Origin of the sequence: Hymenobacter ruricola (assembly GCF_015694525.1) — a bacterium.
In the GTDB taxonomy this organism is placed as follows: Bacteria; Bacteroidota; Bacteroidia; order Cytophagales; family Hymenobacteraceae; genus Hymenobacter; species Hymenobacter ruricola.
The window spans coordinates 25,687-52,506 of the sequence record NZ_JADQDM010000025.1 but is presented as its reverse complement, the minus strand read 5'-3'; the positions used below and the strand labels follow the sequence as shown (position 1 = coordinate 52,506).

Annotated in this window: 16 protein-coding genes and 2 tRNA genes; 6 read left to right on the top strand and 12 right to left on the bottom strand. The window is 61.6% G+C overall.

Annotated features, from left to right (window positions below):
• Positions 1-316 precede the first annotated feature (316 nt).
• Both I2H31_RS25560 and I2H31_RS24260 read left to right on the top strand, forming a co-directional pair.
• Positions 317-451, top strand: coding sequence for a hypothetical protein (locus tag I2H31_RS25560; protein WP_262895815.1), 135 nt, complete (start codon positions 317-319; stop codon positions 449-451).
• 35 nt (positions 452-486) lie between these two features.
• Positions 487-642, top strand: coding sequence for a hypothetical protein (locus I2H31_RS24260; protein ID WP_196295653.1), 156 nt, complete (start codon positions 487-489; stop codon positions 640-642).
• A gap of 910 nt (positions 643-1,552) precedes the next feature.
• Here the strand turns inward: I2H31_RS24260 and I2H31_RS24250 are convergent.
• The 6 genes from I2H31_RS24250 to nagB form a co-directional block, all read right to left on the bottom strand.
• On the bottom strand, positions 1,553-2,761 hold the full coding sequence (locus I2H31_RS24250) for a chitinase (protein WP_196295651.1): 1,209 nt from the start codon (positions 2,759-2,761) through the stop codon (positions 1,553-1,555).
• Between the two features lie 18 nt (positions 2,762-2,779).
• Positions 2,780-4,648 (bottom strand): beta-N-acetylhexosaminidase, encoded by a 1,869-nt coding sequence (locus I2H31_RS24245; protein ID WP_196295650.1) that lies wholly within the window; start codon positions 4,646-4,648, stop codon positions 2,780-2,782.
• Between the two features lie 382 nt (positions 4,649-5,030).
• Positions 5,031-6,620, bottom strand: a complete 1,590-nt coding sequence (locus tag I2H31_RS24240; RefSeq protein WP_196295649.1) for a SusD/RagB family nutrient-binding outer membrane lipoprotein — start codon at positions 6,618-6,620, stop codon at positions 5,031-5,033.
• A 33-nt stretch (positions 6,621-6,653) separates the two neighbouring features.
• The gene (locus I2H31_RS24235) at positions 6,654-9,698 is read right to left on the bottom strand and encodes a SusC/RagA family TonB-linked outer membrane protein (protein WP_196295648.1); all 3,045 of its coding nucleotides are present in this window, start codon (positions 9,696-9,698) and stop codon (positions 6,654-6,656) included.
• 624 nt (positions 9,699-10,322) lie between these two features.
• On the bottom strand, positions 10,323-11,609 hold the full coding sequence (locus tag I2H31_RS24230; protein WP_196295647.1) for a sugar MFS transporter: 1,287 nt from the start codon (positions 11,607-11,609) through the stop codon (positions 10,323-10,325).
• 78 nt (positions 11,610-11,687) lie between these two features.
• Positions 11,688-13,604 (bottom strand): glucosamine-6-phosphate deaminase, encoded by a 1,917-nt coding sequence (gene nagB / locus I2H31_RS24225; RefSeq protein WP_196295646.1) that lies wholly within the window; start codon positions 13,602-13,604, stop codon positions 11,688-11,690.
• Between the two features lie 609 nt (positions 13,605-14,213).
• Between nagB and I2H31_RS24220 the strand changes: the two genes are divergently transcribed.
• Positions 14,214-15,308, top strand: coding sequence for a LacI family DNA-binding transcriptional regulator (locus I2H31_RS24220; protein ID WP_196295645.1), 1,095 nt, complete (start codon positions 14,214-14,216; stop codon positions 15,306-15,308).
• A gap of 860 nt (positions 15,309-16,168) precedes the next feature.
• The gene (locus I2H31_RS24215; RefSeq protein WP_196295644.1) at positions 16,169-17,674 is read left to right on the top strand and encodes an IS1182 family transposase; all 1,506 of its coding nucleotides are present in this window, start codon (positions 16,169-16,171) and stop codon (positions 17,672-17,674) included.
• 362 nt (positions 17,675-18,036) lie between these two features.
• On the opposite strand, the gene I2H31_RS24210 is transcribed toward I2H31_RS24215, so the two are convergent.
• Both I2H31_RS24210 and I2H31_RS24205 read right to left on the bottom strand, forming a co-directional pair.
• A tRNA-Val gene (locus I2H31_RS24210) sits at positions 18,037-18,111 on the bottom strand.
• An 86-nt stretch (positions 18,112-18,197) separates the two neighbouring features.
• Positions 18,198-18,272, bottom strand: a tRNA-Val gene (locus tag I2H31_RS24205).
• A gap of 250 nt (positions 18,273-18,522) precedes the next feature.
• Between I2H31_RS24205 and I2H31_RS25555 the strand changes: the two genes are divergently transcribed.
• Complete coding sequence (locus I2H31_RS25555; protein WP_196295643.1) at positions 18,523-19,422, top strand: TerB family tellurite resistance protein; 900 nt, start codon at positions 18,523-18,525, stop codon at positions 19,420-19,422.
• A gap of 253 nt (positions 19,423-19,675) precedes the next feature.
• Here the strand turns inward: I2H31_RS25555 and I2H31_RS24195 are convergent, their stop codons facing one another.
• From I2H31_RS24195 to I2H31_RS24180, 4 genes are all read right to left on the bottom strand, one after another.
• A complete protein-coding gene (locus tag I2H31_RS24195) occupies positions 19,676-20,485 on the bottom strand; it encodes a DUF4249 domain-containing protein (RefSeq protein ID WP_196295642.1) in 810 nt (269 codons plus the stop codon).
• Positions 20,486-20,561: 76 nt separating this feature from the next.
• Positions 20,562-22,910, bottom strand: a complete 2,349-nt coding sequence (locus tag I2H31_RS24190; protein WP_230688033.1) for a TonB-dependent receptor — start codon at positions 22,908-22,910, stop codon at positions 20,562-20,564.
• 74 nt (positions 22,911-22,984) lie between these two features.
• Positions 22,985-24,100: a mechanosensitive ion channel family protein gene (locus tag I2H31_RS24185; protein WP_196295641.1), complete on the bottom strand. Its 1,116-nt coding sequence runs from the start codon at positions 24,098-24,100 to the stop codon at positions 22,985-22,987.
• Between the two features lie 102 nt (positions 24,101-24,202).
• Positions 24,203-25,462, bottom strand: coding sequence for an ABC transporter permease (locus tag I2H31_RS24180; RefSeq protein WP_196295640.1), 1,260 nt, complete (start codon positions 25,460-25,462; stop codon positions 24,203-24,205).
• A 258-nt stretch (positions 25,463-25,720) separates the two neighbouring features.
• Between I2H31_RS24180 and queA the strand changes: the two genes are divergently transcribed.
• The gene (queA, locus tag I2H31_RS24175; RefSeq protein ID WP_196295655.1) at positions 25,721-26,770 is read left to right on the top strand and encodes a tRNA preQ1(34) S-adenosylmethionine ribosyltransferase-isomerase QueA; all 1,050 of its coding nucleotides are present in this window, start codon (positions 25,721-25,723) and stop codon (positions 26,768-26,770) included.
• Positions 26,771-26,820 lie beyond the last annotated feature (50 nt).

Genomic DNA, 26,820 nt, shown 5'->3' with positions numbered 1-26,820 from the left:
GCCAAAGCCGCCCACGCACGGTCACTGATTTCGTCCAGACTGCTCACGAACACAAAGATAATTGTCCGTGCAACCTAGTAAACATCCTCTTAATTCTGGACAGCGCGCGTTTACCTTGGGACCGTTTGAATATACAGCGCCTCGGAATGGTTTCTTTGCAATAAAGGCCCTATGCCGGTCCGGTTTGTTGCTTTTTGCCATAGCTGTTTTTCCGCCTCCTTGTTTCTGGCCTTTCGCATTCGCCGGGATGGTCGTCGCGTGTGAACGGGTGAGTGTCGCGCTTGAAGCAGAACCGGCGCCCAGGACGCTTTACGCCATGGACAACGACATTGCCGACAACGCGCATCCTCCCCGCGCCTTGCGGCGGGTGAAACAGTTCGCCGGGGATACCTTGTTGAATGTGCTCATCTACGACCGGCAGGGTCGGGTTGTGTTCAAGTCCTACCGTTAGTACGTGGGCGCCTACTGGCCCGGGGCTACCTCACCATGATTACCGGCACCGTGTACGTCGGCGTTAAAACCACGGACTACGACTACGGTTGGTGGAGGCGCACCGTGCGCGAATACGTGCGGGAGGCGCTCGACAGCGCCGATTCTCCCACCGTGAACACCAACCTGTTTCGGTCCATCGCCCGCCTCTAGGACCTGCCAGCCGTTTTGCACTCCCCGCTGGTGCAAGCGGGACCAGCCGCCCGCTGACCGGCATTGGTTGCCGAGCGCCGGTACGGCCACTGCGGCGTGCTCCAAGAAGTGCGGCGTGCTCCAAGAAGTGCGGTACTTCGACGACCATGGCGAAGAGACTTCCCGGGGGGCGTACGCCTATAATCGGCGCGGCCTGTGCGTGGCGTATGTCACCACGGAACGCGGAACACGAAGCCAACTCACGCGGTATACCTACGACCGGGCCCACCGGCTCGTCCACGGGCTCACGCTCGGTGCGCACAACGATACGTCGGCCCTGCTGGCGTAGCGGTACGATGCCCGAGGCCGACTCGCGGAAGCGTTCAGTTTCGCCGGCCATTCATCTTTTCCAGCGCACTCAGCAGAGCCCGAAGACCGGCTCGTTCAACGCCGCTTTGCTTACGCAGCGGACGGGCGCGTGTGGCAAGTGGAATCAGCCGAGGTTGTGTTCAAGCACCGGTGCGCGTTTGCCCGTGACGCCTGCCAGGAAGAGAAGCGGGAGCATACCCTTTTTGCACGCAACGTAGCGGGCTATGTGGCCGAGGAACTTACGGAATCGGACGATGACGAGAAGAGCACCCGTAAAGACTATCGCCATTGCTATCGTTTCTGGGAAAGCAGTAATTGCTTCAGCAGGCGCCTGGTTCGGTACCGCGCTCTTACTTGTCTCATTAATCAGCGCTTTGTATTCACGGGCTTTCGTCAGAAGTGCTACCGCGAATATTTGTTAACCAGGAACAAAGTGCAACGCCTCACGCGCCCATGAAAGCGTTGACGCAGGGCGCTGTTGGTGCCGCCTTTGCCAGGCCGCCGCGCCAGCCGCAGCATAGTGCCCAGCTAGAAGGTCGCCTTATCCAGGGTCCTTTTGGCATCAATGCGGTTGACCATGAGCGTGATGCCGGGTGGGCCGCTTGGGTTGTGGACGGCCGGGGCCGGCGGGCCCGACGGCGGGCGGCGTGTTGAAACTATCCAGCGCGCTGAAAAAGTTGTTCGCATTGGCCACGAAGAGGTTGCCCTGCGGCCTGTCCCAGTTGATTGACCACGTCATGACGCCACGCAGGTTGGGGTACGAAGCCGCAAGCACGTAGGCGCCGCCGTAAGAAACCCCCTTGACCAAATAAGCAAGGGCTTGGGTAAGGTCGTCGGGCGTGACGTAGCCGCCGGCGGGCGCGGCCCCGGTGCCGGTAGCGGGTAAGCCGAAGGCCACCTGGTCCGGGCGCAGGGCGGGGAATACCTCGGCGGGGTTGCCAGCCACCGGAAAGCCCCGCAGCAGCATATCGGTCATGGCCACGATGAAATCCGGCGTGCCCTGCCCGTACATCCGGCCATCGAGCGCGCGCTGCGGGCCGGTGTTGTAGCATTGCACGTGCACGAACGTGAGGAGGTCGCGCAGGCCGTACAGCACCGGCAGGTAGCTGCCGAAAGCGGTGCCGTAGCTGCCGTAGCCTCCCTGCACGTACTGCGTTTCGGGCGCCGCCGTCAGCCAAAAGTCCTTGCCCAATCCTCGAAAATAGGTGGTGATGTCCCGGACCGCGGCAATCAGGTTCACGATTTTGGGCGTGGTCGAACTTTTGAAGTTGCTGTCGCCGGCGTTCAGAATAACTGAATGTCCTTCCAGGTCGATGTCGAAGCCATCGAAGCCGTACTCGCTAATCAGCGCTTTCATCGTCGACACAAATTTGTCTTTGTCGGCGGTGGTGTTGAGTTCGACGGGACCGTTGGCGCCGCCCACGGAAATCAATACCTTCCGGCCCTGGCCTTGCAGCACGCGCATGTCGGCGATGAATTCGGCTTTGGGTTGCTGCGTGGGCGCGAAGGTCATCGTCATGTCACTGGCCGACACGGGAGTGGCGAAAGAAACGTCCACCACGTTGTACCGCGCGTCTACATCACGGAGCCGGACGTAGGGGGCGCTGGTGTTGTTCCAGTTCTGAAAATACCCCACAATGACCCGGCGCTGCCCCTGCGCATCGGAGCAAAACGCCAGCAGCCCTAGTAAGGCTACCGCCCACACCATTAGGGTTTGCTGGCGTTGCACGGGAGTTGTCACCCGTGGGAATGAGGGTTGAACTGTTTTCATGACGCGTGGGCCGGACGGCTATTTCACCAGCAGCTCGGCCGGCGGGCTTTTGCGCCCGTTGGGCGCGATGGTGACGGCTCGCACGGTGAGCCGGTTGTTCAGGGGCACGGCCAACGGCTTGGTGTAGAGCGCGGCGGTTTCGTCGGGCATCTGCCCGTCCAGCGTGTAGTGAATGCGGGCGCCGGGCACCAGTGAGCGCAGGGTGAACACGGCCTTGCCGCCCTGCTTCACCACGCTGGTGCTGTCGAGGCCCAGCGGCTCGGGCACGCGGTAGTTGATTTTCTTCTGGTCGAGCCGGGCAAACTGCTGGCTCATGCGCGGCACGAAAGCCGCGTAGCTCTTGCGGGCGGCCGGGGTCCAGGCCACTTCAGATACCGCCAGCAGGCGCGGAAACAGCATGTATTCGGCGGCGGCCGGCGTGGTGATGTACTCGGTCCAGAGGTTGGCCTGGGGGCCCAGCACGTGCTGCTGCTGGGCCGGGGTAAGTTCGGCTGGCAGCGGATTGTAGTTGTAGATGACGTCCAGCGGGATGTAGCCGCCAATCATCAGGGGCTCGTAAGGACTGTGGGGCTGGGGGCTCTGCCCGTAGTTAATGTAGAGGTGAGTGGAGGGCGACATGACGACATCGTGGCCCATTTTGGCGGCTTCCACGCCCCCTTTTTCGCCTCGCCAGCTCATAACGGCCGCGCTGGGCGCGATGCCGCCTTCCAGAATTTCGTCCCAGCCAATAAGCTTTTTGCCCTTGCTGGTCAGGAATTTCTCGATGCGGCGGTTGAACCAGCCCTGCACCTTTTCCACGTCGGTGTAGCCTTCCCGCTTCATGATTTCCTGCACGGCGGCGCTTTCCTTCCAGCGGGCCTTGGGGGCTTCGTCGCCGCCAATGTGCACGTACGGGCTTGGGAACAGCGCGCACACCTCGGTCAGCACGTCCTCAAAAAAGCGAATGGTGGGCTCGGTCGGGCACACAATGTCCTCGTTCACGCCCCACATGGTCCAGGTTTCGTAGGTACCGGGCTTGCAGGCCAGCTCCGGGTAGGCCGCCAGCACCGCCACTGAGTGGCCCGGCATCTCAATTTCGGGCACCACGGTCACGTAGCGCCGCTGGGCGTAGGCCACCACATCGCGAATCTGCTCCTGGGTGTAAAAGCCGCCGTAGGGCGTGGCGTCGTACTTAAAATCGGCGGGCGTTTTGAACAGCTGCTGGGCCCCAATCAGGGTTTGCTTACGGAACGCGCTGACCTGCGTGAGCTTGGGGTATTTCTTGATTTCGATGCGCCAGCCCTGGTCATCGGTCAGGTGCCAGTGGAAGGTGTTGAGCTTGTAAGCGGCCAGGAAGTCGATGTACTTCTTCACGAAGCTGACCGGAAAAAAATGCCGGCTCACGTCGAGCATGCCCCCGCGCCACCGGAAAGCCGGCTCGTCGGCAATGCGCACGTAGGGCACGCCGGCCGTGGCCGCCGGGCGGGGCGGCAGCAGCTGCAGCAGCGTCTGGGCCCCGTAGAACAGCCCCGCCCCACCGGCCGCCGAAATCCGGATGCCGGCATGGTCCACCGCCAGCTGGTAGCCTTCGGGGTTGGGCTGGGGCGCGGTCAGCAGCACAATTTGCGCGGCCGGGCGGCTGGTGGTCAGGGTCACGGTTTTGCCCAGGGCGGTCAGCATTTCCTTCAGTAGGCCGGCCACGTTCTGCTCGTCTTTGCTGCGGGCGTAAATGCTTATTTTCTGGGGCAGCGCATACGTGCCGGCCGGGGCTTGCACTTCGCGCGGCAGCGGCACCAGCCCCAGGCGCTGGGCCGGGGCTTCGGCGCTTTGGCCCAGCACCTGGTGGGTAGCCAAAAAGCCGGCTAGCAGCAAGCCAAGCCGGCGGGGTGTGGAAAGGGAAAAGGGCATAAAGGGCTGGGAATGGAAAGCAGAAGCGGCAGTGATAAACAATACGTCGTGCTGAGCGCAACCGAAGCAGCGCCTCACGTTTCGAAACTAGTCCCACCTCGTTTCACCGAAACGTGCCGACATCTTTTGCAGCCGCCAAGGAATTGCAGCAGTGGCGGCGTCAACGATTGCGCCCAGCACGACGTGTAGTATGCGGTATCAATTTCAAGGCCTTGAGCCGCGACAGCGGAAGTTTAGGGTTGATTTACCTTTTCGCGCCTGCCTGAACAATCCTTGAAGCGACAGTCTGAGCTACCACCGGCTCAGAAGGGAGCTTCCCTCTCGGCGAAGCTCCCTTTTGGCAGGCGGTTGTTTTCAGGCTCAGAAAGGAAGTAGGTTTGGCTTACTTGTCCCACCACACGCGGCCGCTCAGGTTGTCGCCGCCCGGCACGGCGGCGCTGGCGCCCCGGTAGTTGTCCGGGTTGCTGGTGATTTCGGTGGTGGGGTAAGGAAAGCGGCGCGGAATCTGGCCGTTGGTGGCGTTGTTGGGGTACACCACCGGCGTCAGCACCGGAAAGCCGCTGCGGCGCCAGTTAATCCACGACTCGTAGAAATCGAGCATGGTGTTGGTCAGCGCCCAGTATTGGGTGTTAATCATTTCCAGGCCCGTGGCGGGGGTGTAGGGATGCGCCGCGAGGTAGGTGGCCACGTCGGCCGGGGCCACGGTCATGGCGGCGTCGTACTGGCTCAGGTAGGTGTTGGCGGCCGTCACGCCGGCGTTGTAGTGCTGCGCGGCGCTGCCCAGGCCCCAGCGCTGGGCGGCTTCGGCCAGCAGCAGTTCCGACTCGGCGTAGGTGAGCACGAACGTGGGCCCGTTGCGCTTAATCATGCCCGGGCTGGGCGACGAATAATCCGGAAACGAGGTGTAGCCGGGCGTGGTCGAAATGTCGAAGCCCGCCCGGCCGCTCAGGTCTTTGCCGTTGGGCATGCCTTTCTGCGCGGCGGCGCTGGAGTTGGCGGCCGCGTTCTGGTTTTTGGTCACGTCGGTGAGGTAGAGCTGGGTGACGGCGATTTTCGACAGGCGCGGGTCGTTGTTCGTTTGCAGGTAGTCGATGAAGGTTTTCGACCACTTCACGTAGTAGTTCTCCTGGCCGCCGTCGCCGAGGAGCACCTGGCTGTTGCGGTTTTGCGTGACGCGAGCCCCCGAAATGTCGTGCGTCAGGAACGCATTGTCGGCGTTGCTTTGCATGGTTTTGCCCTGCACTTTGGTGGCGTAGGCCTGCGCCGTGGTCGCATCCGCCTTGGTCAGGCGCATGGCCATGCGCAGCAGCAGGGTGTTGCCGAAGCGCTTCCACTGGTCGATGTTGCCTTTGTAGTACACGTCGCCGGTTGGGATATCACCGGCCGGGTCCAGCGCGGCGGTGGCGTCCTCCACTTCCTTCAGCAAGTCGGCGTAGATGGCCTGCTGCTTGTCATACTTCGGCGTGATGACGCCCGTGTAGTAGCCCTGCCCTGCCTCGCCGTAGGGCACGTCGCCGTACAGGTCGGTCAGGCGCTCCATAATCAGGGCACGCATGATGCGGCCAATCTGGTGCAGGTTCTTGTACCGGGGCTTGTCGGCCGTGAACTGCACCATGTCGGTGATGGGCTTCACCTGCTCCACGTAGGCCCCCACGGTGGTGCCGCCCCAGTAGGCGGCCGTGTAGGACTCGTTGAGCAGGTATTTGTCGCCCGCCCAGTAGCTCACCACCGTCGACAGCCCCTGTATCATGGTCGAGCTGTAAATAAGGTTCGCCCGCCACGTGTCATACGCAAAGTCGGAACTGCCGGTGTAGCCCAGTTGGGCCGTGGTCAGCAGGTAGTTGGCGTCGAATGACGACTGGGTGTAAGTCGACGGGTTGGTGTTGATGTCGTCGAATTCCTTGGTGCAGCCGCTGCTCAGCAGCAGCGCACTCACCGCCGCGGCGGTGTATTTGTTGAAGACAGATTTCATGGAGAGGGAATGAAAAGCCAGGGTTGCGGGCAGCTAGAATTTGGCGCTCAGGTTGACGCCGTAGGTCCGGGACGGCGGCACGCCGCCCAGCTCCAGGCCCTGCGAGAAGGCGTTGTAGCTGCCTTCGGGGTCGATGTTGTCCGTTTTCCGGCTGATGAAAAACAGGTTCCGGGCCACCAGGCTCAGGTTCAAGCGCTGAATGTGGTTGCCGAACAGCGCGCTGGGAAAGGCGTAGCCCAGCGTAATCTGCCGCAGCTTGATGAAGCTGGCGTCCTGCACAAAGTCTTTGGACACGTTGTTGGCCAGGGTCCCGTAGTAGGTGGCGGCGTCCACCTTGTCGGCCCCGAAAGTGCCTTCGCGGTTCACCAGGGTTTCCTTCCGCAAGCCGAAGACGGTGGCGTAGTAGTCGGTGGCCGAGAAAATCTTGCCGCCAAATTTCCCGTCAATCAGCACGCCCAAGCTGATGCGTTTGAAGGCAAAGTCGTTGCTCCAGCCAGCCGTCAGGGGGTGGAAGGCGGTGCCGTAGGCAGTGAGGTCGCCGCGCACCGGCACGCCGTTGGTGGTGGTGGCCACGCTGCCGTCAGGGTTGTACTTGTAGTCATAGGCCAGCACCTGGCCAAAAGGCTTGTCCACAATTTGCCCCACGAAGCCCACGCCCGAGCGCGAGGTGGCGTACACCGACTGCTCCTGGCCGGCGGCCAGCGACAGGACCGTGTTCTTGTTGTAGGCGCCGTTCAGCGACGACGTCCAAGTGAAATCAGTCGTTTTCACGGGCAGGAAAGTCAGCAGCATTTCCACGCCTTTGTTCTCCATCTCGCCGGCGTTCAGCACCGCGCCCTGGTAGCCCGAGCTGATGGAAGCCGGCGCGTACACAATCTCATTCGTCGACTTCTTTTTGTAAAACGTCAGGTCGAGGCGCACGCGGTTCTGCACAAAGGCCAGCTCCGTCCCGATTTCAACCTCGGTGGCCGTGGAGGCCAGCAGGTTGCGGTTCGGAATGTTCACATTGTCGGGGCTGATGGTGCCCAGCGGCAGGCCGTTCAGCGTCTGGGGCAGAAACGCGTAGCTCAACTGGGTTTGGTAAGGATTGGTGGCCTGGCCCACTTTCGAGAAGCCCGCCCGGATTTTGCCAAACGACAGGAACTCCGGCTTCCACAGCTCCGAGAACACGAACGAGCCGCTCACCGCCGGGTAGGTCACGCTCAGGTCGTTGTCGAGGCCCGGCGTGGCCAGCGTCGAAAACCAGTCGCGGCGGGTAGTGGCCGTCAGGAACAGGAACTCTTTGTAGGACAAATCCAGCGAGCCATACACCGACTGAATTTCCTGGTCGCTGAAGAAGCTCTGGGCCGACTTGTTCTTGGCGTTGCCGAGCGTATTGACGCCGAACACCGCCAAATCGGACCCAATGTTCTGGAACGCCTCCGATTTGGTGCGGCGGTAGCTGGCGCCCAGGTTGGGCGTGATGGAGAAGTCTTCCCCTACTTTAAAGGTTTTGCCCACCAGCCCGTCGGCGTTCAGGTCGGTGAACTGGGTGGTCAACTCCGTAATCTTGCCCGCGGGCAGGTAGCCCGTGCCCGACGGCGTCACGGCCGTGAACCGGTCGGTGTAGGCGTCGCGCCCCACCCGGCCCTGCAAAAACAAGCCGTTTTCAAACGTGTAGCGGGCGCTTACCGTCGAGAGCAGGCGCTCGCGCTTGGTGTTGTTCACGAAGTTGTAGGCCGCGAAGTAGGGGTTGGTGTTGTAGGGGTTGCCCGTGTTGTACACCAGTTCGGTCCCGTCGGCCTTGGTGGCCGGCTGCAGGGTGCGCACGTCGAGGCTGGTGGGCAAAAAGGCCACGTTGAAGTTGGCGTTGCCGGCGCCGTCGGCCAGGATGGGCCGGTTCTTGGCCTGCTCCAGGATGTAGTTGGCCCGCGCGTCGATGGTGAAGTGTTTGAACGGGTCGAACGTGCCGGCGAGGTTAAACGTCTGGCGGTCCAGGCCCGAGTTCGGCACCACCGACTTGTTGGCCAGGTCGCTGGCCGAGAGGCGCACCGAGCCGCCCGTGAAGCTCTTGTTGAACGCCACCGTGTTGGTCCAGCTGCTGCCCGTGCGGTAAAAGTTCTTCAGGTTGTCGCGCTGGGCCACGTAAGGCCGCGTGGTGCCGTCGAACTGAATCACGTTGGAGCCGTCGAGCTTGCCGCCCCAGCTGGAGTTGCCCACCTGCGCGGCCCCCACCGCCGTGGTGGGCTTCACGTTGTTGGCGCCCTGGCCGTACTCGTATTGCCAGTCGGTGAGGTTGTAAATTTTCTCGGCCACGTAATTGCTGTTGAAGTCCAGCCCGTCGTTGCCCTTGGCGCTTTTGGTGGTAATCAGAATCACGCCGGCCTTGGCGCGGTAGCCGTACAGGGCCGACGCGGCCGCGCCCTTCAGCACCGAAATGGTTTCGATGTCGTCGGGGTTGATGTTGGAGATGGCGTCGCCCAAATCGGGGGAGTTGTCGTACTGGCCGCCGGTGTTGGCCACGCTGGGCTGGCTTTCCACCGGCACGCCGTTGATGACGTAGAGCGGCTGGTTGGTCTGGTTCAGGCTCGACACCCCCCGGATGATGACGTTGCTGGACGAGCCCGGCCCGCCGGCCGTCGAGTTCACGTTCAGGCCGGCCACTTTGCCCACCAGCGAGTTGGTCACGTTGTTTTCGCGGGCCTGCGTCAGCGAGGTGCCCTGAATTTCGGTCACCGAGTAGCCCAGCGTTTTCCGCTCGCGCGAAATGTTCAGCGCCGTCACCACTACCTCGTTCAGCGCCTGCGCGCTTTCGCTCAGCGTCACGTCGATAACCGCCTGCGAGCCCACCGGAACGGTGCGGGCCTCAAAGCCCACCGACGAGAAGACCAGCGTGGCTGCTTCGGGCACGGCAATGGAATACGTGCCCTCGGCGTTGGTGCTGATGCCCTGGTTGGTGCCCTGCACGAGCACCGTGACGCCGGGCAATGCGCCGCCTTTGGCGTCGGTGACTTTGCCCGATACCGTTCGGGTTTGCGCCTGCGCCAAGCCATACAGGCCCAGGAGCAGTAAAATGGTAAACCAAGTAGTTTTTTTCATATCCTTGAAATGGGTGGGATTAAAAAGGAAAACGCGTGACAACACAATTTCTTAGGCTGGCGCCTGAAGTGCGCCCTACCAATGCTCCAAGGTGCCGCTAAGGCAGAGCTTGACTGGCAAGGCATTAAGAATGCGGCGGGCCTGCTCCGCCTTGCGGAGTCTGAACAGAGGCCCAAGCCGGCGCTAGCCGGCTGGCCCGTAGCTAGTGCCCCAGTGAAGCGGGCAGTTGTGCAAGAAGCTGGGGCACTGGTTGGGGCAAGGCGTGGCCATGTTGGGGTGAAGTCGTTTAGCGTTTAATCGTTCCGATAACCACGCCGATAGAGGCGCCTTCACTTGCCGGGCCGCTGTTGCCAGCCGCCTAACTAATCCGGCGAGGCAGCTGCCCCGCCCTTTAATTCTAAAATGAAAAATTTAGAATAATTGATAGTTATTTTCTTTCAAACATAACTACTTCCTAACCACGAAGCAACCTGCCTGGAGAAAAAATGTGTGCGCACACGCAAAAAATATTGTGGAGAGTGCCCGCACACGCAAACCCGTCAGCTTAAATTGATTTATCTGCATCTTCTGGCGAAGATTTAAACGCATTTTTTGCATTATGCCCGCTTGAGGCCCTTCTGCTTGTTAGGTGGCGGGCACAGTGTAGCGTACCCGGCTGCGGGCCGGGTACGCATGGCCTTTGAGGGCAAAAAACAGGATGTAGAGGTAGCACGGAATCAGCAGCAGGTAGGCTTGTTGCAGGCCCAGGGGCTCCCCGAGCTTGCCGTACACGTAAGGCAGCACGGCCCCGCCGCCAATGCCCATCACCAGCAGCGCCGAGCCGCGCTCGGTGAGCCCGCCCAGGCCCTTGATGCTCAAAGGGAAGATGGCGGGCCACATCAGGGCGTTGGCCAGCCCGAGCAGGGCCACGCACAGCACCGAAGTGTAGCCGTGCGTGAACACGATGCCGGCCGTGAACCCCACGCCCAGCACGGCGCAGACGCTCAGGGCCGCCTGCTGGCTCAGGTACCGCGGAATGGCCACTACGCCAATGGAATACCCCACCAGCATGGCAATGAGCGTGAACGAGGTGAAGTTGCGGGCAATGTCGAGGGAAATGCCCTGCGCCCGGCCGTACTGAATGATGGTATCGCCGGCAATGACTTCGACGCCCACGTAGCAGAAGATGGCCAGCACGCCCAGCAGCAGGTGCGGGTAGTGCGCGATGCCCCGAACGGGCTCGCCGGGCACGGGGCTCACCTCCGCCTGGCGGGCATCGATTTCGGGCAGGCCGGAGAGCTTGATGAGCAGCGCCAGCACCACCAGCGCCCCCGCCATGATGACGTAAGGCAGCACCACCCGGCCGGCCAGCTGTTGCAGCAGCGCGGCTTTGTCCGCGGCCGAGATGGTGCCGGCCAAACGGGCTTCCAGTTCCGCCGCGCCCTTCAGCACCACGGCCCCGATGATGACCGGGCTCAGGGCCCCGGCTATCTTGCTGCAAATGCCCATGATGCTGATGCGCTGCGCGGCACTCTCCAGCGGCCCCAGAATGCTGGCGTAGGGGTTGGAAGCCGTTTGCAGCAGCGCCAGCCCCGCGCCCTGCACAAACAGCCCGGCCAGAAACAAGCCAAACGAACGCGCCTGCGCCGCCGGCACAAACACCAGCGCCCCGGCCGCCATCACGAGCAGGCCCAACGCCATGCCGTTCTTGAACCCGGTTTTCTGCAGGATGAGCGCGGAAGGCAGCGCCAGGAAAACGTAGGCAATGTAGAAGGCAAACGTCACCAGCAGGGCCTGCGAATACGCCAGCCCGCAGGCAATTTTCAGAAACGGAATCAGCGTCCCGTTAAGCCAGGTGATGAACCCGAAAATGAAAAACAGCGCACCAATAATGGCCAGCGGGGGAATAACGCTTTTTTTAGTGGTTTCCATTTGCCTTCAAATAGTTGCGGTTGTCATGCAGAGCATTCTGCGCATCAAGCAGAGATGTTATTTCTCAGCCTCTGCGGCTTAAAACCGGTGGCGCACGAACGCCTCCATGGCCTCGTACTCGGCCAGGCCCAGCCGGTCGTAGAGCTTGGCGGTGGCGTGGTTGCGGTCCTCGGAGCGCTGCCAGAACTCGCGCTTGTCGTTGCCCGGAAATACCGCACTGTCCTTCTGGCTCTGGTGCTTGAAAATAGCCTTGCGCTTAGACATCAGCTCTTCCGGGCTGATGGGCACGGCCATCTCAATCTCTTCGATGTCCCACTCCTGCCAGGCCCCGCGGTACAGCCACAGGTAGCAGTCGTCGAGCCAGCTCTCTTTGCCTTTCAAACGAGCCAGGGCGGCGAAAATAGCGTCCAGGCACACGGCGTGGGTGCCGTGCGGGTCGCGCAGGTCGCCGGCGGCAAAAATCTGGTGCGGCCGGATTTCCTGCAGAATGTCTACCACTGCCTGAATGTCGGCCTCGCCCAACGGCTTCTTTTTCACCTGGCCGGTTTCGTAGAAGGGCATGTTCATGAAGTGCACGTTTTCTTCGTGCACGCCGCAGAAGCGGCAGGCCGCCGCCGCTTCCCCTTTGCGAATCAGGCCCTTGATGTCCTGCACCAAGGGGCTGTCTTCCTCCCCGAGCTTCTTGTGCTTCAGAAACTCGACCACCTGGGCGTGCTCTTCCTGAATCCGGTCGGCGCCCAGATGCAGCTTGCGGGCAAAATCCAGCGCGAAATCCGCGTAGCGGCGCGCGTCATCGTCGAACACGGCAATGTTGCCGGAGGTCTGGTAGGCGACGTGCACCTCGTGGCCTTGCTCAACCAGCCGCAGCAGCGTGCCGCCCATCGAAATCACGTCGTCGTCGGGGTGCGGGCTGAAAATCAGCGACCGTTTCTGGGCCGGCAGCGCGCGTTCGGGGCGCTGCACGTCGTTCGAGTTGGGCTTGCCGCCCGGCCAGCCGGTGATGGTGCGCTGAATGGCGTTGAACACCTTCAGGTTGAGGTTGTAGGCGTTGCCGGCCTCGACCAGTAAGTCGCTCAGGCTGCCGTCCTTATAGTCTTCGTCGGTTAGCTTGAGAATGGGCTTCTGCGTCTTCAAACTCAGCCAGATGACGGCCCGCCGAATCAGGCGGTCGTCCCAGGCGCACATGCCCACCAGCCAGGGTGTTTTGATGCGGGTGAGTTCGAGGGCCGCCCACTGGTCCACGACCACTTTCACGCGGGGGTGCTGCTGCAAAAACGACGCCGGCACCTCGTCCGAAACCCGTCCCTCCACGGTTTCGTGCAGGATTTTGGCCTTGGCCTCGCCCCAGGCCATGAGGATGATTTTGCGGGCCTTCATGATGGTGCCCACCCCCATGGTCAGGGCCCGCAGCGGCACGTATTCCTCTTTGATGAAGTCCTTGGCGGCGTCGGTAATGGTGAGGGGGTCGAGCTTCACCATGCGGGTGCTCGAGGTGATGGACGAGCCGGGCTCGTTGAAACCAATGTGCCCCGTGCGCCCAATGCCCAGCAGCTGCAAATCGAGCCCGCCGCAGTCCTCAATCTGCTTTTCGTAGTCCTGGCAGTACTCCTTTACCTTGTCGATGGGCAGGGTGCCGTCCGGAATGTGAATGTTTTCGGGCCGCAGGTCGACGTGGTCGAACAGCTGCTCGTGCATGAAGTAGACGTAGCTCTGCAGCTCGTCGGGCTGCATGGGGTAGTACTCGTCGAGGTTGAAAGTCACGACGTTCTGAAAGCTCAGGCCTTCTTCGCGGTGCAGGCGAATCAACTCCTTATACACGCCGATGGGCGATGAGCCGGTGGCCAGCCCCAGCACCGCCAGCTCGCCCTGCTGCTGCTTGCTGCGAATCAGGCCCGCTATTTCGTGGGCGACGCGAATGGCTCCTTCGGCCGAGCTTTCGAAAATGGTGACCGGTAGTTTCTCAAAAGTGGTTTCGGGGTAATTCAGTACTTCCATAGCTGTTTTCGAGTTAAAAATTGGCTGATTTTAAAGGACGAAGCTGGAAGGCCCGGGCAGCCGCGCGCCGAGGCGGGACGCATGCTGTTAGAAGGCCGGGAATCACCACGCGGGCCGGAGAAAACGCGGGACCGAAGCGGGTAAGCAGGAGCGGGCTCAGGGCGGAATGTTTGGGGCATTCCGGTGCTCAACTGCCCCAAACATACAAGGTCAGATAAGCGAATGCAAACGATTGGGGAAAAAAAGTGTGTGCGCACACGCAGCTAAATTTCGAAGATGTGTGCGCACACGCAAAAAAAGCCCGCCAAGCCGTTTTTTCGCCTCAGCTGCTCTCCCTTGATATAGAAAAAATTTTATCTATTTTGCCACCCTCTTCCCACTGTCGACGCAAAATCCGGAGGCCGGACTGCGGCCCCCGCTCCGGTCGGCCGTGGCCCCGACTCGGAGGGCAAGCCCGGATTAGGCGGCGCTTGCAGCGGCTGGTATTTTTACGCCCCGCTTGCCTGGCAATGCCGCCATTTGGCCGATGGTTCTACTGGGTCGGTTTACCATCACGCGGTTTTTCCGTTGATGCCTGGGGTTGGAGTCACGTAAGCGCAGAGCAGACCTATGAAAAAAGACGCGGTAAGAATCAAGGACATCGCCGCCAAGGCCAACGTTTCGGTGGGAACCGTTGACCGGGTGTTGCACAACCGCGGCCGGGTATCGGAGGAAGTGCGCCAAAAAGTGCTGTCGATGATGCAGGAGCTTGAGTACGAGCCCAACATGATTGCGCGCACCCTGGGCGCCAACCGGACCTACCGGTTTGCCGTGGTGCAGCCCGACCACACGCTCGACCCCTACTGGCAGGCCCCCTGGAACGGCATTGAGAAAGCCGCGCGCGAGTTGAAGCAGTACGGCGTGACCATCACCGTGCATTCGTACAGCCTCACCCAGGTCGATTCCTTCCTGAAGCAGATGGAAGCCGCCACGCTTTCGCAGCCCGACGGCGTGCTGGTGGCCCCGCTGTTTTACCGGGAGTCGCTGGCCTTCTTCGAGCGCTGGCACCAGCAGGGAATTCCGTACGTGTTGTTCAACACCTACATTGCCGAGATGCAGTCGCTGAGCTACGTGGGGCAGGATTCCTACCAGAGCGGCTTCCTGGCGGGCAAGCTGGTGCACCTGGGCCAGACGCAGCCCGGCACGTTTCTGATTGCGCACATTGCCGAAGACATTGCCAACTCCGTCCACATCACCCAGAAAGAACGGGGCTTTCGCGACTACTTCGCCCAGCTAGCCGATGCCCCCGACCAGCCCGCGCCGGACCGGCACAAAAGCCCGTATAATATCGTCAGCATCGACCTGCCGCACCCCACGGAGCCCTCGTTTGCCCGGCAGCTGAACCGGCTGCTCGACGAGGAGCAAACCCAACTGAAAGGGATTTTCGTGAGCACCTCCAAAGCCTACGAAATCGCGCCCTATCTGCAGGCCTACCACCGCGAAGACATTCGCCTGGTTGGCTACGATTTGCTGGAAAAAAACATTCACTTCCTCAACGAGGGCATCATCGACTTCCTGATAAACCAAAACCCCCGGAAGCAAGGCCACCGGGGCATTTTCGCGCTGGCCGACTTGCTGATTTTCAAAAAGGAAGTCCCCGCCTTGAAATACCTGCCGCTCGATATCATTACCAAGGAAAACCTGCAGTACTACATCGATAAGTAGCGCCATGTATCCGCCCTACCGAGGGCACTTCGGTGGCAACTTGAGGCTATGCCGCCATGGCTATCAGCGTAGGGGTTCCTGCAGCAAGGAGGCCTTGTTTTACCCACGTGCGGCAGGCCTGTTTCGCCATTGGCGATGGCCCTGTGTCGCGGCTTCTTTAGGTTAAAACCGCGGAATTCCCGGCGTTGCCAAAGAACGTAGGTCGTTCAATTAGCCTCTCTTTTTGCCAGTCAGACCCTTTGAATGAACCAAGAGTTACTCGCCTTGGACCGGGGTGTCTGCCTGCATGGTGTCCCGACCTAAAGCTTTTTACCAATGGCTAGCAACACCGCGGATACGGTCAACCAGACTGGGATAGTCGGGACCAGACAGATATAGAGGGCGGCCGAAGAAATTAAAAGCAGAGCATCATATTCCCCTCCACGGCCCTTCAAGCCACCTCCAATCCAGAACAGCACGAGAGCGAGGAACAGGGTGCTGCCAACCACAATAGGGTAGTAGAAAAAGCATACTCTCCTCAGCAGACGAAGCATCGTTAAAGATACGCCTCTTGGCCTGAGCTGGCAGCTACTATTGGCTGCGAGACAGTTGCCACATTCAACATGCCGAAACGTTTATTTTCCTGAACTTCCCTTGTGCTTTAACTGCTTCTTGCTTTGGACTGGCAGCTCGCTACGCGAACGCCGTGACGGAATCCGTGGCAAAACCCGTGCGACGCTCGTCACGGACACCGCGCGGCGTCCGTCGCTGAGTTCGAACGAACTTCGCGCTCGCGGCACCGGCAAAAGGGTCGTGGCTGTTGCAGAACCTGTGTTCGTAGCAGACAGATGCAAGGGAAAAAGCCATTTCTCGACAAAGAGGTGACCCGCTTTCGGCTCTCGGAGCGGGTCCCGCGCCATAACCTGTACCGGCGGCTGGCCGAGCTGGTGGACTGGGACTTTCTCTACGCGGAAACGCAGTCGCTGTACAGCCACACGGGGCAGCCCTCGCTCGACCCGGTGGTATTTTTCAAGCTCGTGCTCATGGGCCGGCTGGAAAACCTGGTCAGCGACCGGCGTCTGGTCGAGCACTGCGCCCTGCGGCTCGACATCCTGCTGTTCCTGGGCTACGAAGTGGACGAGGAGTTACCCTGGCACCCGACCGTGAGCCGCACCCGCCAATTGTTTCCGGCCGCTGTCTTTGAGCGCTTGTTCGACCACGTCTTTGCCCAGTGCGTGGCCCGGGGCCTGGTCGCCGGCGACACGCAGGCCGTGGACTCTGCGCCGGTCAAGGCCAACGCGTCGCTGGAAGCGGTGCTGGAAAAACGGGCCGCCGGGCCGACTGGCCCCCACCTGAGCGGCCGCACGGAAACGCCCGCCGCGGGCGCGGTGCTGACGGCTCCAGCCCACCAGCTGCGCCAACTGGCCACGGGGCAGCGCCGGCGGCAGGGCGCGCGGACCGGTGCGCTGGGCGCCCGGCACGAACAGGCGCGCCTGCTCAGCAACAAAACGCACTACTCGCCCACCGACCCCGACGCGCGCATCTCCGTCAAGCCCGGCAAAGCCCGCGCTTTAAACTACCTCTGCAGTTTGGCCGTGGACACGGCGAAGGGCGTTATTAGCCACGTGCAGGCCGATTACGCCGACAAACGCGACAGCCTCCACTTGCCCCGGCTGCTGAGCAGCCTGCAACGGCGCTTGCGCGCCAACGAGTTGCCCCTGCGCGCGCTGCTGGCCGACGCCGGCTACGCCAACGGCCCAAATTACGCCCGGCTCGAAGCCGCGCACATGACGGCCTGGATTCCTGTTTTTGGCCAGTACAAGCCCGAGATTGAGGGCTTCGCTTACGACCGCACCACCGATGCCTTTACCTGCGTGGAAGGCAAGCAGCTGCTCTTTCAGAAGTACGACACGAACCAGGACGGGGGCTGGCACAAAACCTATTGGGCCACGTGCCGCGACTGCCAGCAATGCCCTCGCAAGTCGACGGGTGCCCCGCGGGCTCGGCGCAAGCAAATCAACCGCACGATTTACGAGGCGGCCTACCGCCGGGCCTGGCTGCGCCAGCAAAGCCGGCGGGGGCAACGGAAACGCCGCCTCCGCCAGGGCACGGTCGAGCCCGTGTTCGGGAACCTGATTCATCACTACGGCCTGCGCCGCATGAACGTACGGGGCCACGCCGGGGCCCATAAAACGATGCTGCTCACGGCCGTGGCCTACAACCTCAAAAAGCTGCTCAAGCACCGCCCTCAACGGCAAGTTAGCAGCGCGGTGGCCCTACCACAGCCTCTTTTGGGCGCGAATACCCGCGCCTGCCGACGAAACAAGCGCGCCGAAACGCCATTGCCAGCAATCGTCAACAAGCTACGTAGTAACACACCTGTCTAAACTGAGTTCTGCAACAGCCACGGTCGATTGTGCACTACGCCGTTGCCCCTTGGCGCTGCCAAGCATAACACCTGCATTTACTAAAGCGCGTCCAAAGCGTAAGTGCTTTCAGGGGCTAATTGGTGATAATGCGTCCGCAAAAACCGTTTCGTGCGTGCCTAGTTCTTTTTGCAGACCGTCGCGGCCACCACCCCCTCGACCCCGGCTTGGTCCAGCCGAAGCAGGCGATGAGGTCAGTCATGTACTAAAAGCGATGAACCAAGCCCACAAGCGCGTATACCAAACACAAAAATTTAAACCGCCGTTTAAACCAACAGCAAAACGGCCACCCGGCAATGAAGCTAAGTGGCCGTTGATGAATGTGGGAAGTAAAGGATTCGAACCTTCGACCTCTTCGGTGTGAACGAAGCGCTCTAAACCAACTGAGCTAACCTCCCAATGAATTCAAGTACCAATATGTACTTGTAGGCACCTTAAATAAAACAGCCACCTGGCTTTGCAGCGAAGTGGCTGTCTTTCAGCGTGGGGGATGTAGGGTTCGAACCTACGACCCTCTGCTTGTAAGGCAGATGCTCTGAACCAGCTGAGCTAATCCCCCGTGGGCATTTCCGTTTGGGATTGCAAAGATGGGGGGTGATTTTGGAAGCACCAAACGAAATGCCGATTTAGCGAGCAGATTTTTTCGGTTTGGAGCCCGCTGACGCAGCAATTCCTTCATTTTCAAGGAAAGAAATGTTGTGGCTGGGAAGGGCAAAAGCGGGGGCCCGGAGCGGCCTGCTGGCAAGCAACGTATTCGGGCCGCTCCCGTTAAGCTCCCGATAATTCTTTTCACCCAACCTTCCTTTTCCATGGACACCCAACTCCTCCAGAATTACTCCGAAGCCGAAAAAACCGCTTACCTGAGCGCCATTGCCAGCCTCGCCACCGCCGACCGCCAGGCCTCCGGCGCCGAAACCCAGTTTCTGCAGGCGCTGGCGCAGCAGGCGGGCCTCTCGGGCGGCGCCACGCAGCAGGTGCTGGCCGCCGCGCAGGACGCCAATAACCAAAGCATTCAGCAGAACCTGGACGCCCTGAAGGGCAGCGACCTGCGCTTTTCGCTCGTGACGGACCTCATCAGCTTTGCGCGCGCCGACGGCGCCTACGCCAACGACGAGGAGGCCATGATTGGCAAGATGGCGCAGTACCTCGGCATCAACCCCGAGCAGAAACAGACCTTGGAAACGGTGGTCGACCAAGCCGCCTCCGTGCCCCACGACCCGCAGGACCCCGCCAAACAAGGCTTTTTCGACCGCATTGGCGACAAGCTCTCCAGCGTGGGCATTCCCAAAAGCGCTCTGATGACCGGCCTGCTTGGCGTGGTGGCCCCCATGGTGATTTCGCGGGTGATGAGCGGCGGCAGCAACCAGAACCAGGGCGGCGGTGGCCTGCTGGGTGGCCTGGGCGGCAGCAGCACCATGGGCGGCTTGCTGGGCGGCGCGGCCCACAGCGGGCTGGGCGGTATGCTCGGCGGCTTGCTGGGCGGCGGCATGCTGGGCGGGCTGATGGGCGGCGGGGGCCAGCAGACCAATTACCCGCAGCAGGGCACGGCCATCGGCAGCGGCGGGCTCGGCTCGATGATGTCCATCCTCGGCGGCTTGGGCGGGCGCCCCAACTCGCAGCCGGCTAGCGCGGGCGGCAGCGGGCTGGGTGGCCTGCTTGGCGGCGGTGGACTTGGCGGCATGCTGGGCGGCCTGTTCGGCGGCCGGTAATTGTCAGAACCACGGATTCATGCGGATTTTTTGGATTCCACGGATTTCGTGGACGAATAATCCTGGGTTCATCCTATGGAGAAGGCCGCTCAGTTGAGCGGCCTTCTTTGTTAAATCGGCAGTCCGAAAGCACATAATTTATTCGGCCTCTGCTACCAAAGCCAATGAACAAGTATCTGGTACAAGCCAGAGCCAGCACACCAAGCTTCCCAATGGTCTTTTCTGAAGCACTCCAGCCTTGCGGCAGTTGCCGTTACAGCAGCGGCACCAGAGCCGTGCGACGGCGCACCGAGTAGGCGCTGAAATACCCGAGCACATTCCCCGAAAAGTTTGATTTGGGATTGGCGGGCGCGGCCGTGGTGCCGCCCTGCAACACCTGGCTGAGCGTGCGCAGGTAGGCGTACACGCCGGCGTCAATGTTCTGCATCTCGATGCGCACGCTGTCGCCGGCCACCAGCTTGTCGAAGTCGTCGTCGCCCCGGCCGAACAGCGGGCGGGCGTTGGCTTTGCCGTCGGTGAGGTCGTCGTTTTGCAGAAACAGCGTCTTGTTCAGACGGCCGTTGCGGTACTGCCGAAACAAGTAGGAATTCGGCACGCCGGCGGGGTCCACAAATTCAGGCACCACCTGCAGGCGGTCGCCAAAACCTGATTTTTCGACGCGCAGGCCCGTAAGCGGCACCGCGGGCGGCAGCGTGGCGGCGGCCACGAAAGCCTCGCCCCCGGTTTCGACGCGCAGCGTGTAGCGCCGGCCCGGCTGCCCCGTGAGGACGCGGCCCCGGTAGGTACCCGGCGTGCTGGTTTCGGCCAGGGTTTCGAGGCCGCCCGCATCGTCGCTGAGCGTGATTACGGCCCCGCTCACGGCCGGAAACGTGTTGGGGCTGGAGTAGCTCGTGCTGCGCGACACCAGCACGGTGCAGGGCCGCCCGTCATCGGCCAGGTTGCCTTCAATGGCCAGCCGCGGCTCGGCCGATTTCAGGTCCAGGTTAATGACTTTCTGACAAGCCGAGGCAAGAAACAAGGCAATGCCAGCGGTGGCCAGACGGAAAAGCAATGGGTTTTTCATAAGAATAATCGGCGCATCCTGCTGGGCTTGTCGAAGCAGGACGTTCTAAAAAGCGCTGCCTGCACAACCGGCCGGGCTAAAAATTGAAATTGTAGGTCGCCGACGGTATCATCTTGAACAGGGCCGTTTGCAGGGCCTGGGTGCGGGTGGGGTCGTCGGGCACGGTTTCGAAGGTGATGATGTAGGGGTTTTCGCGGCCCAGCACGTTGTAGATGGAGAAGTTCCAGCTGCTGTGGAAGCGCTTGCCTTCCTGTTGGGGCTTTTCGAGGGTGGCGCCGAGGTCCAGGCGCTGGTAGTGGGGCAGGCGGTCGGCGTTGCGCAGGCTGTAGAGGCTCACGACCTGGCCCAGGGCCTGGTACTTGCCCACGGGGTAGGTGACGGCGCTGCCGGTGCTGGCCACGAAGGTGCCCGACAGGCTCCACTTGGGCGTGAGCTGGTACACGGCCACGGCCGACACGTCGTGCGGCCGGTCTTGCCGGGCGTTGAACCACGCGCCGCGGTTGATGTCGGCAAACTGGCGCTCCGACTTGCTGAGCGTGTAAGCCAGCCAGCCGGTGAGGCGGCCGGTTTCCTTCTTGAGCAGCAGCTCGATGCCGTAGGCGCGGCCTTTGCCGTAGAGCAAGGTGCTTTCCACGTCGGTGCTGATGCCCAGGCGGGTGCCGTCGCGGTAGTCAATCTGGTTTTGCAGCCACTTGTAGTACACTTCGGCCGAAAAGGAATATTCCCGGTTTTCGCCCCACGCGCGGAAGTAGCCCGCCGAAACCTGGTCGGCCAGTTCGGGCTTCACATTCAGCGAGGTGGGCACGTACAAATCGGTGGGCGACGACGAGGCCGAGTTGCTGAGCAGGTGCAGGTTCTGCACGTTGCGGGCGTAGCCGGCCTTGAGCGTGGCGCGGGGCGTGAGCTGGTAGCTGGCCGCCAGGCGCGGCTCCAGGCGGACGTAGGTTTTCACCACTTCGCCCAGCCCGTAGCGGCGGGTGGACAGCGCGTTGCCTTCCACGTCGTAGGTCGAATAGTCGCCTTTGCCCAGCAGGCTGAACCCCGACAGGCGAAGGCCGGTGGTGAAGTCCAGTTTCTCGGTGGCCGCCCACTCGTGCGAAACGTAGGCCGCGGTTTCGAGCGAATGGTTGGTTTTGTCTTCCGTCGAGTTCACCCCGGAGCTGGCCCCGGCCGAAATGCGGCCCGGCGTGATGGTGTGGTAAATGGCATTGGCGCCGAAGCGCAGCGTCTGGGTGGCGCTCGGCGTGAACTCAAAGTCCTGCTTCAGGTTCCAGTCCTGAATCTTGGAATCGATGCGAATGTCCTGGTCGCTGGTGGTGAGGCGAATCTGGTAGTTATACTTGCTGTAGAGGAACGAGGTGTTGCTGAACAGCCGGTCGGTGAAGAGGTGGTTGAAGCGCAGCGTGGCCGTCTGGTTGCCGTAGGTGCTGCCGAAGGAGCTGATGCCCAGCACGTCCTGGCCCAGGTAACCCGAGAAGTACAGGCGGTTGCGGGCGTCCAGCGTGTAATTGGCCTTGGCGTTGAGGTCGTAGAAATACAGGCTGGCACTTCTGGTGGTGGGGTTGGAGGAGAGCTTCAGAAACAAGTCGGCGTAGGTGCGGCGGCCGGTGACGAGGAACGAACCTTTGTCCTTCACAATGGGCCCTTCCAGCGCCAGGCGCGAGGCAATGAGCCCGATGCCGCCGCTGCCGTGCAGCTGCTGGTTGTTGCCGTCCTTCATCCGCAGGTCCACCACTGAGGAGAGGCGCCCGCCGTACTGCGCCGGCATGCCGCCCTTGAACACGGTCAGGTCCTTGATGGCGTCGGAATTGAAAGTCGAAAAAAAGCCGAGCAAGTGCGAGGCGTTGTACACGGGCGCCTCATCCAGCAAAATCAGGTTCTGGTCGGTGTTGCCGCCGCGCACCGAAAAGCCGCTGCTGCCCTCCCCCGCCGTCTTGATGCCCGGCAGCAAGGTCAGGGTTTTGATGACGTCCTTCTCGCCAAACAGCACCGGCACCTTGGCCACCTGCTTCATGTCGAGCGTTTCGACGCCGGCCTGCGCCTTGCTGATGTTGACCGGCGAGTTGCGGCCCGTCACCACCACTTCGGTCAGCTCCTGGCCGCCGCTGCCCAGCTTGAAATCCAGGCGTTGGCTTTTATCAAGCGTGACCTTGCGCGGCTGCGCCTGGTAGCCCACAAAGCTGGCTTCCACCGTGTAGGTGCCCGCGGGCACCGTGAGGGTATAAAAGCCGTAGGCATTGGCCGCGGCGCCCACGCCCGGGAGTTCCACGATGCGGACCGACGCGCCGCTCAGGTCCTCGCCCGTTTTGGCGTCTTTCACCGTGCCGCTCACCGTCACGCGGCTCTGGGCCGCCGCGGGGCCGCCCACCATCCACACCAGCACCATCCCCAAAAGAGGCAACCCCAAACCACTTACCTTACGCATCGAATCAACGGAGAAAACACCACAAAAAGGTGGCCCGTCAAAATTACGGCCGGCTTGCTCCCCCGTCACGGGGTTCAGACCTTGCCGGCCACCGGCACCGGCGCGGCCGTGCCCGCGAAGGCGCCGCCGTGCTGCTCCACCACTTCGATGAGGCGGTAGTTGAGGTCTTCCTTCACGTTGAGGTACTCGTCGTAGCTGGTGGTGTCCACGAAGTACTGCACGGTCACTTCCTTGCCGGCGGGCGTGAGGGCGTTGAACTTCATCTGCACGTCCTGGGTCACGAGCGGGTGGGCCTGCATGGCGGCCAGCGAGCCGGCGATGATGGCGTGGAGCTGGGCGCTGGTGGTTTTCTGGTCGAAGATGAGCGTGAAGCCCACGCGGCGCGAGGTGCGCAGCGAGAGGTTGTCGAGGGGCTTGTCAATCATGCTTTTGTTGGGCACGGTCACGTAGCTTTTCTCGGCGGTGCGCAGGCGGGTGCTGCGGAAACCAATTTTCTCGACGGTGCCGCTCACGTCGCCGGCCGTCACGAGGTCGCCCACGCCGAAGGGCTGGTCGAGGAAGATGGTGAACGAGGCGATGAGGTTTTCGAGGCTTTCCTTGGCCGCAAACGCCACCGCCAGCCCGCCGATGCCCAGGCCGCCGATGAGGGCCGTCACGTTCACGCCGAACACCTCGCCCAGCACCACCATCAGCCCGATGATGATGACCAGCACCTTCAGCAAATCCTTGGCGAAGGGCAAGAACTGGTGGTCGAGCCGGGTGATGGCGGGCGTTTCGCGCAGCTCGCCGCGGCGCTGCACCACCAGCAGGGCAAAATCGACGAGCCGCAGCGCCACCCAGGTCACCGCAACGATGACACCCAGCTGAAACACGCGCAGCAGCGCCACTTTGGGCCAGGGCTCCACGCCGGGCACGGCATCGGGCGGCAGAGGGTAGCGCAGCACGCTAAACGCCAGGTAGGCCGTGCCCAGAAACAGCAGCACCGACAGCGGCTGAATGAGCAGGTCGTGCAGCTCTTTTTCCGTCACGCCCGCCGTGTAGCGCTTGGTGAGGCGAAACAGCACTTTGCTCAGCAGCAGCGACAGCAGCTGGCGCAGGCCCCAGCCCGCCAGCAGAACAACCGCCGCAATGAGGTACTGACTGACGGTATTGCCCAGAATTTCGTGGTGCAGAAACGGAGGAAACGTCATCAAAAACAGCAATGGTGAAGGCCCTAGAGACGCATTTTTGCGCCGCGTGGTTGGCCGGTGCCGTCGGCGCTTCCGTCAGCCACGCGAAGCCAGCGCGCGCCACTACTTGGCCCGAATGGCGATGACGGGGTCCAGGTTGGCGGCCACGGCGGCGGGCACAATGCCGGCAATGATGCCAATGCCCACCGAGATGAGCAGGCCCAGCGCAATGCGGGCCGTGCTCATGGTGAGCGGCAGGGCATCCTGCGGAATCATGGTCACGAGCCAGACCAGAAACAGCCCCGCCCCGCCCCCGATGAGGCACAGGCAAATGGCCTCGAACAGAAACTGAAACAGGATGAAAAAATTCTTGGCTCCGAGCGACTTCTGAATCCCGATGATGTTGGTGCGCTCGCGCACCGACACGAACATGATGTTGGCAATGCCGAAGCCGCCCACCAGCGTGGCCAGCCCCCCGATGATGGCCCCAATGACGCCGATGCGGCTAAACAGCGAGCTGATGACGGAAGCAAACATTTCGGGCCGGTTCAGGGCAAAGTTGTCTTCCTCGCGGGGCTTCAGGCCGCGGATGTTGCGCATCACGCCGCGCATTTCGTACTCCAAATCCATGAGGCCCGGGTCGTCGTCGGTACCTTTCACGCCCAGCGAGGCGCTGGGGCCGCCCATGCCGTTGGTGCTCAGGGCAAATATCTTGGTGAACGTCGAGAACGGTATCAGGCAGTTGGAGTCGTTGCTGGGCGTGTCGAGAATCTTTTTGCCCTCCTTTTCCATCACGCCGATGACGATGAACTTCTGCCCCCGCGCCTTGAACTCGCGGCCCACGGCGCCGCCCTGCGGAAACAGGTTTTCGGCGATGGTGGCCCCGATGATGGCCACCGGCCGCGCCGCGTCCATTTCCAGGGTGGTGAAGTAGCGGCCCTCGGCAATGGGCACGCTGCTCACCACCCGGTACTCGTAGCTGACGCCCTCCAAAGCGCAGTCCGACACCGAGTTGGAGCCGGCCGTGAGGGTGTTGCTGCCGTTGGCGGCGAAAATGGCCACGCCCTTGTGGTTGGGCCCCAGCTGGCGCTGCAGGGCCTGAAACTCGCGCAGGTTGGGCACCGGGCGCTTCACGTATTTCCACCACGGGTAGTCGGGGCCGAAGGTCCAGGGCCATTTGGCCACGTAAATCACTTTGTCGCCCACAAAGTCCATGCTGTGGCGGATGCTGGCCTCCAGCGAGTCGACGACGGTGAAAACGGCGATGATGGAAAAAATGCCCACCGTGACGCCCAGCAGCGACAGCACCGTGCGCAACAAGTTGGATTTCAGGGCATCGAGGGCAAAACGAAAGCTTTCGAACGTGAGGCGCAGCGCTAGCATAGGGAAAAATCAGTTGCAGAAAAGAAGAAAGGACGTGGGCCGCCACCGCAAAAGTGCATCGGAAGATTTTCGCCAACCGTGGCGCTTTTCCGTAAACTGGGTTCGCGGGCCCAAAGGACGGAAACACGCGGGGAAGTTGCTGATGATGAAAGCACGCCCCGCCGCCGGGAGTTCACCCAAAAATGGAAACTCCCGGAAAAAGCCGTACTTTTGCCTCCCCAAAATTCCGTATCTTCCCCCAAATACTGCCCTATGGCGATGAAATTGCATGAGTTCAAATTTGAACTCCCCGAGGAGCTGGTGGCCATGCACCCGGCTCGCAACCGCGACGAAAGCCGCCTGATGGTGGTGCACCGCGCCACCGGCCAAATTGAGCACCGCAACTTTAAGGATATTCTCGATTATTTCAACGAGGGCGACGTGCTGGTGTTCAACGACACCAAGGTGTTCCCGGCCCGCCTCTACGGCAACAAAGAAAAGACCGGCGCCAAGATTGAAGTGTTTTTGCTGCGTGAGCTGAACAAGGAGCTGCGCCTGTGGGACGTGCTGGTGGACCCGGCTCGTAAAATCCGCGTGGGCAACAAGCTGTACTTCGGCGAGTCCGACATGGTGGCCGAAGTGATTGACAACACCACTTCGCGCGGCCGCACCATCAAATTCCTGTTCGATGGCACCGACGAGGAGTTCCGCAAGGCCCTCTACGAGCTGGGCGAAACCCCGATTCCGAAGGAAGTTATCAACCGCGAAACCGAGCCCGCCGACAAGGAGCGCTACCAGACCATCTACGCCGAGCACATTGGCGCGGTGGCGGCGCCGTCGGCCGGCCTGCACTTCACCCGCGAGGTGATGAAGCGCATGGAAATCAAGGGCGTGGAGCCGGCGTTTGTGACGCTGCACGTGGGCCTGGGCACCTTCCGCACGGTGGACGTGGAAGACCTGACCAAGCACAAGATGGACTCGGAAAACTTCATCGTGACGGCCCCGGCCTGCGAAGTGGTGAACAAAGCCCTCGACCAGAAGAAGAAAGTGTGCGCCGTGGGCACCACCACCATCCGCGCCATGGAGGCGTCGGTGTCGGCCAATGCCCGCATGAAGCCCACGCAAGGCTGGATTGACCGGTTCATTTTCCCGCCCCACGACTTCAAAATCGCCAACTGCATGCTCACCAACTTCCACATGCCGGAGAGCACGCTCATCATGCTGGCGGCGGCATTCACCGGCTACCCCCTGCTGATGGAAGCCTACAAAGAAGCCATTAAGGAGAAGTATAAGTTCTTCAGCTACGGCGACGCCATGCTGATTCTGTAAGTGGTGAATGAGTAAATGAGTAAAGGCTCGGCTGTATTTGCAGCCGAGCC

What these genes read in the sequence shown, in the direction of transcription:
- I2H31_RS25560 (WP_262895815.1), top strand. Translation starts at nt 317, where the DNA reads ATGGACAACGACATTGCCGACAACGCGCATCCTCCCCGCGCCTTGCGG.
- I2H31_RS24260 (WP_196295653.1), top strand. Translation starts at nt 487, where the DNA reads ATGATTACCGGCACCGTGTACGTCGGCGTTAAAACCACGGACTACGAC.
- I2H31_RS24250 (WP_196295651.1), bottom strand. Translation starts at nt 2,761, where the DNA reads ATGAAAACAGTTCAACCCTCATTCCCACGGGTGACAACTCCCGTGCAA.
- I2H31_RS24245 (WP_196295650.1), bottom strand. Translation starts at nt 4,648, where the DNA reads ATGCCCTTTTCCCTTTCCACACCCCGCCGGCTTGGCTTGCTGCTAGCC.
- I2H31_RS24240 (WP_196295649.1), bottom strand. Translation starts at nt 6,620, where the DNA reads ATGAAATCTGTCTTCAACAAATACACCGCCGCGGCGGTGAGTGCGCTG.
- I2H31_RS24235 (WP_196295648.1), bottom strand. Translation starts at nt 9,698, where the DNA reads ATGAAAAAAACTACTTGGTTTACCATTTTACTGCTCCTGGGCCTGTAT.
- I2H31_RS24230 (WP_196295647.1), bottom strand. Translation starts at nt 11,609, where the DNA reads ATGGAAACCACTAAAAAAAGCGTTATTCCCCCGCTGGCCATTATTGGT.
- nagB (WP_196295646.1), bottom strand. Translation starts at nt 13,604, where the DNA reads ATGGAAGTACTGAATTACCCCGAAACCACTTTTGAGAAACTACCGGTC.
- I2H31_RS24220 (WP_196295645.1), top strand. Translation starts at nt 14,214, where the DNA reads ATGAAAAAAGACGCGGTAAGAATCAAGGACATCGCCGCCAAGGCCAAC.
- I2H31_RS25555 (WP_196295643.1), top strand. Translation starts at nt 18,523, where the DNA reads ATGGACACCCAACTCCTCCAGAATTACTCCGAAGCCGAAAAAACCGCT.
- I2H31_RS24195 (WP_196295642.1), bottom strand. Translation starts at nt 20,485, where the DNA reads ATGAAAAACCCATTGCTTTTCCGTCTGGCCACCGCTGGCATTGCCTTG.
- I2H31_RS24190 (WP_230688033.1), bottom strand. Translation starts at nt 22,910, where the DNA reads ATGCGTAAGGTAAGTGGTTTGGGGTTGCCTCTTTTGGGGATGGTGCTG.
- I2H31_RS24185 (WP_196295641.1), bottom strand. Translation starts at nt 24,100, where the DNA reads ATGACGTTTCCTCCGTTTCTGCACCACGAAATTCTGGGCAATACCGTC.
- I2H31_RS24180 (WP_196295640.1), bottom strand. Translation starts at nt 25,462, where the DNA reads ATGCTAGCGCTGCGCCTCACGTTCGAAAGCTTTCGTTTTGCCCTCGAT.
- queA (WP_196295655.1), top strand. Translation starts at nt 25,721, where the DNA reads ATGAAATTGCATGAGTTCAAATTTGAACTCCCCGAGGAGCTGGTGGCC.